The sequence below is a fragment of the Candidatus Nitrosopumilus sp. bin_7KS genome (genome assembly GCF_054095835.1).
This window is the reverse complement of the sequence record NZ_JBSWSO010000004.1, coordinates 310,448-323,760: the sequence shown is the minus strand read 5'-3', so window position 1 is coordinate 323,760 and position 13,313 is coordinate 310,448. Positions and strand designations below refer to the sequence as shown.

General features: G+C 33.8%; 13 protein-coding genes. 7 read left to right on the top strand and 6 right to left on the bottom strand.

The features are described from left to right. Nucleotides 1-1,107, bottom strand: coding sequence for an LLM class flavin-dependent oxidoreductase (locus ACW9W4_RS05255; protein ID WP_457761416.1), 1,107 nt, complete (start codon nt 1,105-1,107; stop codon nt 1-3). Between the two features lie 93 nt (nt 1,108-1,200). Continuing rightward, entirely contained in the window at nt 1,201-2,145 is a 945-nt protein-coding gene (locus ACW9W4_RS05250; protein ID WP_457761415.1) for an iron-containing alcohol dehydrogenase, read from the bottom strand. A 52-nt stretch (nt 2,146-2,197) separates the two neighbouring features. On the opposite strand from ACW9W4_RS05250, the gene ACW9W4_RS05245 reads away from it, so the two are divergent. After that, nucleotides 2,198-3,475: a glycerate kinase type-2 family protein gene (locus ACW9W4_RS05245; protein ID WP_457761414.1), complete on the top strand. Its 1,278-nt coding sequence runs from the start codon at nt 2,198-2,200 to the stop codon at nt 3,473-3,475. Nucleotides 3,476-3,910: 435 nt separating this feature from the next. Here ACW9W4_RS05245 and ACW9W4_RS05240 read toward each other — a convergent pair whose 3' ends face one another. Next, entirely contained in the window at nt 3,911-4,873 is a 963-nt protein-coding gene (locus ACW9W4_RS05240; protein ID WP_457761413.1) for an exonuclease, read from the bottom strand. A 76-nt stretch (nt 4,874-4,949) separates the two neighbouring features. Between ACW9W4_RS05240 and purN the strand changes: the two genes are divergently transcribed. After that, the gene (purN, locus tag ACW9W4_RS05235) at nt 4,950-5,567 is read left to right on the top strand and encodes a phosphoribosylglycinamide formyltransferase (protein ID WP_457761412.1); all 618 of its coding nucleotides are present in this window, start codon (nt 4,950-4,952) and stop codon (nt 5,565-5,567) included. Here the strand turns inward: purN and ACW9W4_RS05230 are convergent. Together ACW9W4_RS05230 and ACW9W4_RS05225 are read right to left on the bottom strand one after the other, a co-directional pair. Next, entirely contained in the window at nt 5,564-5,884 is a 321-nt protein-coding gene (locus ACW9W4_RS05230) for a cupin domain-containing protein (protein WP_457761411.1), read from the bottom strand. The two genes, purN and ACW9W4_RS05230, sit on opposite strands and share 4 nt — an antisense overlap. Before the next feature lie 2 nt (nt 5,885-5,886). Beyond that, a complete protein-coding gene (locus ACW9W4_RS05225; protein WP_457761460.1) occupies nt 5,887-6,171 on the bottom strand; it encodes an antibiotic biosynthesis monooxygenase family protein in 285 nt (94 codons plus the stop codon). 93 nt (nt 6,172-6,264) lie between these two features. On the opposite strand from ACW9W4_RS05225, the gene ACW9W4_RS05220 reads away from it, so the two are divergent. Both ACW9W4_RS05220 and ACW9W4_RS05215 read left to right on the top strand, forming a co-directional pair. Beyond that, nucleotides 6,265-7,125, top strand: coding sequence for a bifunctional 5,10-methylenetetrahydrofolate dehydrogenase/5,10-methenyltetrahydrofolate cyclohydrolase (locus ACW9W4_RS05220; protein ID WP_457761410.1), 861 nt, complete (start codon nt 6,265-6,267; stop codon nt 7,123-7,125). Beyond that, the gene (locus ACW9W4_RS05215) at nt 7,118-7,681 is read left to right on the top strand and encodes a 5-formyltetrahydrofolate cyclo-ligase (protein ID WP_457761409.1); all 564 of its coding nucleotides are present in this window, start codon (nt 7,118-7,120) and stop codon (nt 7,679-7,681) included. The genes ACW9W4_RS05220 and ACW9W4_RS05215 overlap by 8 nt, the downstream gene beginning before the upstream one ends. Here the strand turns inward: ACW9W4_RS05215 and purD are convergent. Continuing rightward, on the bottom strand, nt 7,672-8,934 hold the full coding sequence (gene purD / locus ACW9W4_RS05210) for a phosphoribosylamine--glycine ligase (RefSeq protein WP_457761408.1): 1,263 nt from the start codon (nt 8,932-8,934) through the stop codon (nt 7,672-7,674). The genes ACW9W4_RS05215 and purD overlap by 10 nt on opposite strands. An 86-nt stretch (nt 8,935-9,020) precedes the next feature. Between purD and ileS the strand changes: the two genes are divergently transcribed. The 3 genes from ileS (at nt 9,021) to ACW9W4_RS05195 (ending at nt 13,299) form a co-directional block, all read left to right on the top strand. Further along, nucleotides 9,021-12,218 carry an isoleucine--tRNA ligase gene (ileS, locus tag ACW9W4_RS05205; protein ID WP_457761407.1) on the top strand — a complete coding sequence of 1,066 codons (3,198 nt, stop codon included), beginning with the start codon at nt 9,021-9,023 and terminating at the stop codon, nt 12,216-12,218. Between the two features lie 52 nt (nt 12,219-12,270). Continuing rightward, nucleotides 12,271-12,855, top strand: a complete 585-nt coding sequence (gene dps / locus ACW9W4_RS05200; RefSeq protein WP_179362209.1) for a DNA protection during starvation protein — start codon at nt 12,271-12,273, stop codon at nt 12,853-12,855. Nucleotides 12,856-12,969: 114 nt separating this feature from the next. Then, nucleotides 12,970-13,299, top strand: a complete 330-nt coding sequence (locus ACW9W4_RS05195) for a hypothetical protein (protein ID WP_179362210.1) — start codon at nt 12,970-12,972, stop codon at nt 13,297-13,299. Nucleotides 13,300-13,313: the final 14 nt, after the last annotated feature.

Here is a 13,313-nt window from a genome sequence, read left to right as displayed (position 1 = left end):
TTATTGTTTGGCTTTAGCACGTAATACAGGCATCACATGGCTTGCAAACTTGTCAATAGAACCAAAGTAATTCTTACCCCAGAATCTAATAACAAAGTGATTTACACCAGCATCCATGAATCTCTCAAATACTGGAATCATATCTTCTGGAGTTCCAACTGCAGTAGATGAACGAGCAACAGCATCTGGAATTTTAGTTGCAGCTTCTCTCATCTTTACAATCCAACTTTGATCAGACATTGAATATTCTGTAAAGTATTTTACGAAGTCAAATCCTTCAATCTCTTTCAAGCCGTGAACTCTCAAAATTTCAGGCTTGAATAAACTAACTTTAACAGCTTCTTTCATTTTGGCCCATGATACTTCTGCATCATCAGAAAAGTAAACATCAATATCTAAAGCCATTTGGAAATTATCTTTCTCTTCCTGTGTTCTGTTGTTTGTATCCATTGAAACCTCGATTTGTTTTCGATGATCTTCAAACAATTCAGGAGTGTAACCGATTGGTAGCCAACCATCACCGAGTTTTCCAGTTAATGCAAGTGTTCGTTTACCACCTGATGCCATGTAAGTTGGTGGACGTGGTTTTCTAATTGGAGGAGCTTGTAAACATGCCCCTTCAAGTTGATAATATTTTCCTGCATAATCTACAGTATTGTCAGGAGTTGATTTGTATAATTGATGAATAACTTCAATTTGTTCTTCCCATTTTGAAACTGGTTTCTCAAATGGAATACAAAATTCTTTTAGATTTTGTGCCTCACCTGCACCAATTCCCAAAATTGCCCTACCTTTAGAAACTCTATCAAGAGTGATTGCAGCTAGCGCAATGTTAGAAGGATGTCTTCTAATTGCATCAGTTACACAAGTTCCCAATTCAACATTACTTGTTACAGCTGCAATTGCAGATAGCATTACCCAAGGATCAAGAACAGTGGCGTTTTTCCATTGTGGAACATTTGTGTGGTCCATATAGAAAATAGAATCATAACCAGTTTTATCAGCAAGTATACATGCTGTCAATATTTGGTCTTCAGTATAACCAGCTCTTGCTACATTCAGTCCATTTTGAATACCAAATTTGAGTTGTTTTGAAGCCAAGTACATTTACACCAGATTATTAGAATAAAAAGTTTCATCAAGCTGCCAATTTCGTACTTTATCAAGAAAATATAAAAAAAGTAAAAAATATTGAATTTTTTACAAATTACCTGCGTTGATATCTTCAAGACACTTTACAACATCGTCTTTGGATATTGGAATTGGGTTTGGATCCAAGTGTCCTTTATCTGTCATGACGATGTCTGCAGCTTCTGAAATATCAGCTTTGAGTTCTAGTTTATCAAAGCCTAATTTTGCCATAGCCTCTTTGAATCGATCATAGAAGATTGATTTGTTATGCTTGTGTGCAACGGTGGTACATGAGGATAATGAAAATCCATGAGGTACACCTTCATTTGAGAACACATAGGACAATGCATGTCCTAGAGTTGTAGAACAATTTCCAAATCCCATTCCAGACAACATTGATCCATAAGGATAGTTTTCTGGTTTGTCATTCATAATTGCATCATACAGAATATCAAATGCTTGTTTGCATAGAGTTCTTGTCAAGTCATTACCGAGTTTGCTATCATAGCCTTCGGTTGCTTGAGCACATGCATCACAGACAGAATTTTTCAAGACCTGTTCTGGAGTGCCATCCATAAAGTATGAATCGACTACAGCCATGTCAGCTAAAAATTTGTCTTCGCGTAACAATTTCTTTTTACCATCAAATTTCAGAACACAATAAGTGGTCATTTCAGCTCCAGTTCCAAATGTTGTTGGAATTAAGATTTTTTCTTTTTTCATCTCAGGTGCAGCATATTTTACTACATCCATTGAACTTCCTCCACCAAGTCCAATTAGACATGATGGGTCTTTGTCTTTGAATTGTGAAATAACAGTATTGACATCTTCAATTGATGGTTCAGGTTTTACTTGGTCATACAACATGTAATCCTGGATACCCATTTTTGCTAACCATTTGTCAGATAGTGCTGGCGGAACGGTTGTGACAACTAGGGCATTTTTTGGATACTCTGTTTCACCAAGTGCATTTTCTCCAAAGTTGATAACTTTTGGAATGCGTACTGTTTGCATAAATCAAAGGCATCATTGATTATTATTATATCTTGCATTATCTATGGACATCATGATAATTCAAAATTTTGACGACTTGGCAACTACAGACAAGAAAAAAGATTGTTTAGAAATTTTAGAGTCAGGACTTCAAGCAGCAAATCCAGAAAATATAATTAAAAAATTTGTTACTCCTAATGAAATCAAAATTGATGGTAAATCATTCAATTTAGAGAAATATTCAAGCATCTATTCAGTGGCTTTTGGCAAAGCAGGAGATACGATGACAAGAGCACTAAATGCAGTCATTCCAATAAAAAGTGGAATTATAGTTATTCCAAAAGGCTCAAAATCAGTGATCAAAGGTAAAAAATTCCAGATTTTTAATTCCAGACATCCAAAGCCAGATTCCACAAGTGTAAAGGCAGCAAAAGAAGTCATGAAATTTGTTCAAAACAAGCGAAGTGATGAATTGATAATTTTTCTAGTTTCAGGGGGAGGCTCGTCATTGTTAGCAATGCCTGATGATATCACTTTGGATGATAAAGTGCATGTCACAGATACTTTGTTAAAATCTGGAGCAACCATACAAGAATTCAATTGTATTAGAAAACATCTATCAAAAATCAAAGGAGGTAAGCTTGTAGAGAATATGAAATGCCAAGGAGTAGGACTCGTAATGTCAGATGTTGAAGGAGATGATCTGTCATCAATTGCATCAGGTACAACATACATGGATGATACAACATATGCAGATGCATTAGCAATTATTAAAAAATACAAAATAGGATGGAAAATGCCTAATGAAGTTTTGACACTTTTAAAAAATAGAATGAATGAGAAAGAACTAGAGACACCAAAAAAATCCAAAATTGAAAATTATGTGATAGCAAATAACGATGATTGTCTAAATGAAATGAAAGTTAAAGCTGAAAAAATGGGCTACACAGTTAGTGTAATGCATATTTTTGGAGACATTAAAGAAGTAGTAACTGAAATTCTTAAAAAAATTTCAGAGAATGATAAAACATGTATTATTTTTGGAGGAGAACCAACAGTAAAAGTTCTAGGAAAAGGAATGGGTGGAAGAAATCAAGAATTAGTTTTAAGATTATTAAAAAATACACAGAAATCAAAAAAAATGGTCATTTCATCTGCAGGAACTGATGGTGTGGATGGCAATTCAGTTTTTGCAGGGGCAATTACAGAAAATGTAAGAGTGGATTTGGACATAATGAAAGAATTTCTTAAAAATAGTGATTCAGGAAGATTTTTTCAAAAGCAAAAAGGAAACATCAAAACAAATCCAACTCACACAAATCTAATGGATATAGGCGTAATTTTGAGATAAATCATTCAAAAAGTTAGGCGTAAAAATATTAATTTTTTTGAATTTTATTAAACAAATGATTACTCAAAAAGAAGAGTCCTTCAAATATCATAATTGCCTAATTAGAATATGATAAAAAACAATCATGGGTTTTGTAACGATATCTCCTGCAAATGTGACTGCCATGAGGGATCAAGTTTTAGAAGAGGTAATAGGAGGAGACAATATTGCTAGAAAAACAATTCAATCCAGAAATGCTGTATAATAGAGTGGTCCATTTCTATATAGATAAAAAAGGATTTTCAAAAGACAAAGCAAATGAAATTGCCCAATCTGTAGTACAGAAGGAAGCTATACGAAGGATTTGTAAAAATGAAGAGTGTAAACACTTTTCTCATGATCATATTAGAAATGCAGAAACATGTCTTGTAGATAATTGTGGATGTAACGAATTTACTAAGTAAAATCATCTAATGAATTTTCAAGTAATGGCTGTGCACTAATTCCTCTTTTCCTCAAGTCTTCTGCAAACTCATCTACAAATCCATGTATTGTGTAAACTTGTTCAGCCCCAGACTGTACTACCATTTCAATCAACTCAGTGTAATCACAGTGATCACTCATTGGAAACGAATAATCAGTTCGCCTCCCAAAAGAGTATTTCATGGATTGTGCCCATCCACTAAATCCAATTGTCACTGCACCGTATTTTGATTTCATATCTTGAACAAATTTATTTTTACTAGACATCATTGGTGCAACCATAACCCAAGGTTTTTTTTCAAGCAAACCATTTTTTTCAGCATCTGTATGTCCAATTCCATCATTTAGAGATACGCCAAATTTTCGATGTAATGCATTCATGTCTTTTACAGAATCATGTAGGTATAACGGACCCCAGTGACCAAAAAACTGTGTGATAGTTTGGGCTTTACCTAATTGATAACCCATCAAAATTACAGGTACACCTTTCCCATAAAGTTCAGAAATTAATTCATTGACTTGTTTTAGAATATCTTCAAGTTTTGGAAAAATAAATTCAGGTAAACCAAATGTACATTCAGTGATTAGAGTTTTACATTTTGGAATTTTGGCACCCTTGAGAAATCCACGGTCTCTTGTACAAACATCTCCAGTATAGAAAATATCATCAAAAAGTAATCCTTTTGCACCCAAAATATGCCCACTATCAATTAGAGAGAAATCATCAAGGAATTCAACGTGATTTTCCATCTTAAATCCTCGAAGGTTAGCTATTTCACTAGTCTCAATAGACGATAGAATAGTTCCACCGTTTTTTGAGGGAAGATGATCAGAGTGTGCGTGAGATACAAAATTTATTCCATTAACATCACTGTTTTTTGGATCCAACAAAACTCGTTTATCATCAACCTCACACAGGATTCCATTTTTTGTCATCCTGACTTTACTAGGCAATGAAAATCAAATCAGTTGGATTTGATATAAATTGCAGGTTTGATCTACTATTGACTAGTTGCTAAATCTAGGAATTCTAATCTCAGGTCGTGGGAGTAACATGGAATCCATCCTAAAGGCAATTAAGAAAAAAAAGATTCCAATCAACCCTGCAATTGTAATTTCTAACAAACATGATGCTAAAGGCCTAAAGATTGCAGAAAAATTAGGAGTTAAAATCGAAGTAATTGAAAGTAAAGGATTCAAAGGAACCAGAGCAGAGTACGATAAAGAAGTTATTTCTATCCTCACAAAATATGGAGTCACTCCAAAAAATGGCCTTGTATGTCTTGCCGGATTTATGAGAATTATAAGTCCAGAATTTGTAAAAAAATACAAAAACAGAATCATCAACATCCATCCAGCTTTACTTCCAGCATTCCCAGGATTAGATTCACAAAAACAGGCATTAGAATACGGAGCTAAAGTATCAGGGTGTTCAGTTCATTTTGTAGATTCAGGAATGGATACGGGTCCTGTGATTATTCAAGCAGTAGTCAAAATTAATAAAAAAGATACAGAAGAATCATTATCAAAAAAGATTCTAAAAGAAGAACATAGAATTTATCCTGAAGCAGTCAATCTATTTGCTAGAAAGAAAATCAAAGTTTCAGGCAGAAGGACAATAATTAGTTAAGAATCAGGACCTCCAAAAAAATACAAAACTTTGAGTTCCTTTGTATTTCCATGAAAGCAATGCGCTACATTTTTGGCTACAAAAAATAATTTATCTTTAGAAATTGTGTAATCCTTATCTTTAATTTTTAAAAATCCATTACCTGAAAGGATATAGTATACTTCATCACTATCATGAGGTGTTTGAGTGTCCTCCTCTCCGGGTTTGAGTACTAGAACTCCTGCGGCTAAACTATCCTTATTGATAAAAGTATGAAAATAAGAATCATTGTTTTTTATTTTTTCTAGATATGCATCTAAATCATATTCTAGTTTCAATTTTATTCAGCAGCTACTTCGTATGTTTTTCTCTGAGGATCAGCACTCATAAATGAATGTCCAGTAGGATGAACTTTTTCATGTTCAGGACTTTGGTGCATTTTGATAAAAGTTTCTTTGCTTTCATGTTCAACAAGAATTCTATAACTTCCATCAGATGATTTTAAGAATTTTCTAGAGATAAATCCTGGAAAATTACATAACACTTTGTTTGATTCAGCAAACCAATTTTTAAAATCGTCTTCAACCCCTTCTTTGAGTTGAATATCTGCAATCATTACAAACATGCTATGACTGGTAAAATAACCATTTAATTTCTTTTCTAAGATTTTCATCTTAGAATTCCAAGGATTAAATATCTACAAATCAAAAAGCAGTTCATGGTAGGCATTAGAATTGATGGTAAGATTATCGCCCAATCAGTCAAGGAAAGGGTCAAAAAAGCAGCTGATGTGTTGAAAGATCAAGGGATTTCGCCTTGTTTAGCCACAGTATTAATCGGAGACAATCCAGCTTCTGCCACATATGTTAGAAACAAGCACATAGCATGTGAAGAAGTAGGAATCACCACAAAAGATCACAAACTTGATGCCAACATAACTCAATCAGAATTAACCAAAATTATTGATGAATTAAATGCAGACAAATCAGTTCACGGTATTTTAGTTCAACTTCCACTACCAAAACAACTAGATGAATTTGCAACTACATCAAGAATATCACCATTAAAAGATGTAGATGGCTTAACTCCACATAATGCAGGTTTACTTGCCATGAGTAAAGCAGCATTAGTTGCATGTACACCATCAGGAATAATGGAGATGTTTGATTATCACAGAATAGACCTAGAAGGAAAAAATGTCGTGTTAATTAATAGAAGTAACCTAGTAGGGAAACCGCTATATCATTTATTATTAGAAAAAAATGCCACGGTATTGACATGTCACTCTAAAACTAAAAATTTATCAGAACTATGTCAAAATGCTGATATTATCATCACTGCAGTAGGAGACAGAAACAAATTCACACTAACCCCAGATATGATCAAAGAAGGAGCAATTGTAATTGACGTTGCAATTTCAAGATTTCAAGAAAAATTAGTAGGGGATTCAGATTATGAAAAAATAATTCAAAAAGCATCATTTGCAACACCGGTTCCAGGAGGAGTTGGTCCCATGACAGTTGCAATGCTATTGAAAAATACAATTACAGCAGCATCATTGAGTAGTCAAATTGGATAAAAACCCAGAAAAAGAATCATTGCGAAATAGGCTTTTGGAAACAAGAGATAACACATCTTTTGATTTATTAAAAATTGCAAGTGGAATTATTCAGAAAAAATTAAGAAAAATTTATGCTTTCAAAAATGCTCAGAAAATTGGAGTATACTATCCAATAGGAAGTGAGATTTTTACTCAAGATATCATCCAAGAGTTAATCAGTGAAGGAAAAGAGATTTTCCTACCCAAAGTCACGGGTGAAACCATGGAATTTAGAAAAATTGTTGATTTTTCAAGCCTAGAACACGGCAGTTTTGACATTATGGAACCAAAAGATGATTGTCCAGTGAATAACAATCTCGATGTCATTTTAGTGCCAACTGTAGGAATTGATCATAGCGGAGTCAGACTAGGTTATGGTTATGGATTCTATGATAAATTTTTGGCAGAAAACAAAACTACAACAATTTCTCTTACCTTGGAAAAGCAGATTATCAAAAAGATTCCAAAATCAGATCATGACATATTGATGGATTGGATTGTCACAGAAGATCAAATGATACAAACTCAAAGATAAGAAAGACCTTTTTGACCAATATCTTTTCGATGAAATTTCTGAGACCAAATAATTTTGTCAGTTGCAGCATATACGTTTGTGATTGCAGATTGTAATGAATCACCTAATGCAGTTACCCCCAATACACGTCCACCATTTGAAAGAATCTTTTCTCCAGATTTTTTGGTTCCAGCATGGAAAACAATTGCATCCTCCGGAACAGAATCAAAACCAGTAATCTCATCATCTTTTGAATATGCCTCGGGATACCCCCTTGATGCCAAAACAACACACACAGCAAATTGTGATTTCCAAGTGGCTGGAGGTAAAGAAGATAATGTACCATCAACACTTGCTACAAAATAATCATACAAATCAAAATCCATTCTCATAGTAATTGGCTGGCATTCAGGATCACCCATTCGAACGTTGTATTCTAAAACATACGGTTTACCATCTTGAATCATAATTCCAGCATACAAAAATCCCTTGAAAAGAATCCCTTCTTTTTTCATCGCATGGATAGTTTTTTCAATAACTTCTTCTTGAATTATTTTTGCTAAATTATCATCAATTATCGGAGTGGGAGAATATGCACCCATTCCTCCAGTATTTGGGCCTTCATCGTTATCAAAAATTCTCTTATGATCTTGGCTAGAAGCCATAGGAATAGCAACATCCCCATCAGAAAGAGCAATGTATGAGGCTTCAATTCCATCAATTCTCTCCTCAATGATAATTCTATTTCCAGCATCACCAAATGTCTTGTTTACCAAAATTGTTTGAATTGCAGAAATTGCCTCATCATTACTATTACAAACAATTACTCCCTTTCCTGCGGCTAATCCATCGGCCTTCACAACTACATTGTAATCAAGTGATTTCACATATTCTTGAGCTTTTTGAGCATCATCAAATATTTCAAAACGAGCAGTCGGGATTTCATTTCTTTTCATGAAGTCTTTTGCCCAAATCTTACTTGATTCAAGTTGAGCCGCTTGGCGTGACGGTCCAAAAACTCTGAGACCTAATTTATTAAATTTATCAACAATTCCAGCAGCTAAAGGGTCTTCAGGTCCAACTACAGTAAAACAATTATTTTTTTGAGCAAAATCTGCTAATCCGTCTAAATCATCCACACTTATTGGAACATTATTTTCAGTTCCGCCATTTCCAGGAGCAGTAAAAACAGTTTCAACTTTATTACTTTGAGATAACTTCCATGATAATGCATGTTCTCTTCCACCAGAACCAATCACTAAGACATTTACCAACAAAAATTATCTTTTTCTCAATTATATAATCCAAGTCTCAACAAATCAATTTAGCTTTATAATGCCACAAACATTCTAAAATTTAGATGGAACTTTCTACAAAATTCGATGCCAAAGCAATAGAATCTGAAGTTAGAAAATACATCAAATCAATTGACTTAGAAAAATTGATTTTTGCATCAGATAAACCTGAAAAAATTCGATTTATTGAGGGCCCACCTACTATGAATGGAATCCCACATGCAGGACATCTCAGAGGTAGAGTAATCAAAGATTTGTGGTATCGATTCAACACATTACAAGGAAAAAAAATTGAATTTAACGGTGGATGGGATACACAAGGACTCCCAGTAGAATTACAAGTTGAGAAAGAATTAGGAGTTACAGGTGGAAAAAGCGAAGCCATCAAAGAATTTGGAATTGAAAGAATTGTTTCTGAATGTAAAAAAGTTGTAGAAAAATTCAACAAAACATGGGTTGAGGTAGATACACAACTTGGAATGTCATTTAATCATGAAAAAGCATACTGGACATTTAGAGATGAATTTATTGAAAGAGAATGGCAAGTTCTCAAAAAAGCATATGAAAATAAAATTTTAGAAGAAGACTTTACTGTAATTGCATACTGCCCAAGTTGTCAAACATCACTCAGTCATGCAGAAGTCAACCAAGGATATGAAGAAGTCAAAGATCCATCCCTATACTACAAAGTCAAGCTAGTGGATGAAGATGCGTTTTTGATAGTATGGACTACAATGCCATTTACTCTTGTTACTGATGCCATGGTAGGATTACAACCTAAAGAAGACTATGCCTATGTCAAAGTAGAAAATGAAACTTGGGTAATTGGAAAAACAAGATTAGAAGAGTTCATGGCAGAAGTAAAAATTGAAGAATACAAAATTGAGAAAACTGTAAAAGGTTCAGAATTTGAAGGGAAAAAATACATTCATCCATTATTAGATTTAATTCCAGAATTAAATGAAATTTCAAAATTAGATAATTATCATGTGGCAGTAGCTGAGACATTTGTAGATGCCAGCACAGGAAGCGGTCTTGTACATTTATCACCTGCAAACGGTGAAGAAGATATTAAAATTGCAAATAAACGTAAAGTCAAAATTTTTAGCCCCATTAATGATGAAGTGAAATTCACAGAAAAAGCAGGGAAATATCAAGGGATGTTTGTCAGAGATGCAGACAGACCCATAGTTGAGGATCTAAAAGAGTGCAATGCTCTTGTAAAAATTGGTAAAATCAAACACAAGTATCCGCTATGTTGGAGATCACACCATCCAATTGTTTGGCTTGCAAGAAGAGGGTGGTTTTACAAATTAGATAGATTAGATAACAAAGCAATTGATGCCGCAGAAAGTGTAGAATACTTTTTTGAGCAACCAAAAAACAGATTTCTTGGAATTATTAAAGAAAGACATCCTTGGTGTATTTCTCGAGAAAGGATTTGGGGTTGTCCTCTACCAGTTTGGAATTGTGAAGATTGTGGTGAGAAAAACTGGTTCTTTACTAGAAAAGATATTGTAGATGCTGCAGACAAATTGCCAGATGGGCCTGACTTTGAATTACACAGACCATGGATTGACAACATTACAGTGAAATGTAAAAAATGTAATGGAGTCAATACAAAAAGAGAAGAATATGTTTTAGATACTTGGCATAACAGTGGCTCTGCACCTTATTCCTCGCTAACAGATGAAGAATATGCAAATGAAATTCCGGCTCCATTTTTTACAGAAGGAATTGATCAAACTAGAGGTTGGGCATACACATTGCTAATTGAAAATGTAATTTTAAACAATGCAGCAACTCCACCATACAAAGCATTCTTGTTTCAAGGACATGTGTTAGATGAGAACGGAGGGAAAATGAGTAAAAGTAAAGGTAATGTCCTAGAGGGAGCAGAATTACTTGAAAAATATCCAGTGGATCTGATTAGATTCTATTTTATGTGGAAAGCAAGTCCAATTGAGCCCCTAAGTTTTAGCACAGAGGAATTAATGTCAAGACCATATCAGGTAATTAACACACTATTCAATTTACACCTGTATTTCCAGCAAAACAGTCAATATGATAATTTTGACAATTCAAACTCAATTAAATGGGCAAAGCAAAATGACTTGCTTACATCTCCAGATATCTGGGTACTATCAAAACTTCAAAAACTAATTCAGATTCTTACTGAGAAAAATGAATCATGTAAATTTCACGAAGGAGCAAAGGCAATTGATGACTTTATCATTAACAACCTCAGTCAAATCTACATTCCAATTACTAGAGGAGAACTATGGGATGAAGAAGATGAAAAGAAAAACAGAAGATTGGCAATTTATGCAGTCCTAAGTGAAGTTCTAAAAACATTAGATATTCTGATTCATCCATTTTGTCCATTTACAAGTGAACATCTCTATCAATCAATATTTCCAGGAAAACAAAGTATTCTACTTGACAAATGGCCAACATACCAAGAAGATCTAGTTAATGAAAAAATTGAAGAGTCATTTGACATCATGAAAGATATCGTATCAATTTCTTCAGCTGCTAGAATGAAAGGAAAACTGAAAAGAAGATGGCCATTAAATGAGGCACAGATTTGTGTAAAGAAAGGTCAGAAAAATAAACTAGAATCATTATCGGAATTATTACAATCTCAACTAAATGTTGAGAAATTTACAATTACTGAAACAGAAAAAGAATCAGGGTTAGAACAAATTCTGGAATTAAAACAATTAGGATTACCGGTCAAAGGAGTAATTGAATTAGAAAGAAAACGAATTGGCCCAAAAGCAAAACAGCACATGGGAAAACTTGTTTCTACATTTAATGAAATCAATCCAGATGAAATAATTTCATCACTAGAGAAAAATTCAAAATATGATTTTGACATTGATGGAGAAACTATCTCACTAGATAACGAAGATTTCATAATAGATTTTGATGCAAGTGAAAATTATGCAGCTGCAAAAAGAGATAACTATACTGTAATTATTTCCACATTAAGAAACAAAGAGATGATGGCAAAAGGATTAGTGAAAGATATTGCAAGGAGACTTCAAACACTTAGAAAAGAGAGAGGATACACACCAACTGATGTTTTAGAAGTTGCATCAATTTTAGAATTAGATGAAGAGTCCCTTGAAATGATGAAAGAGAAAGCTGAAGAACTAGCATTTTTGGTCAGAGTAAAACAAGTTAACTTTACAGAATCTTGCAAGGAATACAAAGAAGACGATATTGATGGTCAAAAAATCAAAATTTCTGTAGAATAGAATTTGAAAATGAATGCAATATTTTTATTACATTTAGAAATCTCATAAGCAAATGTCAGAATCAACCCCAAATGTTGTTGGAATTAACGTTCTAAAACAAAATGGCCTAGATGTTGATGAATTGTTAAAGGAATTAATCAAAAATGCTGCAGTAGAATTTACTGCATACTATTACTTTACCAATCTCAGAGCACATTGTACAGGCATAGAAGGGGAAGGATTGAAAGGAATTATCGAAGATGCAAGATTAGAAGATCTTAGTCACTTTGAATCATGTCTTGAGAGAATCTACCAACTAGGTGGAACTCTTCCAAATGACGCAACAGAATTTATCAAAATTTCTGGCTGTGAATTCTTACAACTTCCAGCAAATCCAACAGATCATAAAGCGATTCTAGAAAAATGTCTCAAAGCAGAACAAGGAGCAATTGTCAACTGGAACAAAGTTTGCCAGATGACATTTGGAAAAGATCCTGTCACATACGATATTGCAAAAGATATCTTGGCTGAAGAGATAGAACATGAGTCTTGGTTCCTAGAACTAATCTATGGTAGACCATCAGGACACATGCGAAGAAAGTATGCAGGTGAGAGACCACATACAAGAAAACATTCTAGAGCATTAGATATGGCCTAAGTGCCAAATCATTTTCTTTATTTTAAATTCAAAATTAAAGTGACTTTATACACGACAAATAGTGAAGAGGTGTTGTTTTATCACGGTTAAATAGAAAAATCCCTTATTCATAATATGGTTAAACAGATTAGCCTTGATGCATGGCAAATTCAGCAGCTATCAGATCTGTTAGAAAAAGGCTCAAGCATTGTTGCAAAAACAAACAGACCAATTGTTCTGTACAGACAAACTCTCGAAGAAGAAGAAGAATCTTATGAAGAAATTGTATGCACACTTACCAAAGGATATGTAATTGAACAAATGGTCACATCAGGAGGAATTCTAGTTCCAAGTTTTCATCAACAATTTGTATTTACCATAGAAGAGTACCCTCAAGAATTATTACGAAAAAGTAAAGATCGCTTTTTAGAAATGATTGATTTTCTAGATGAACAACTGAAATAGTATCATAGTTAATA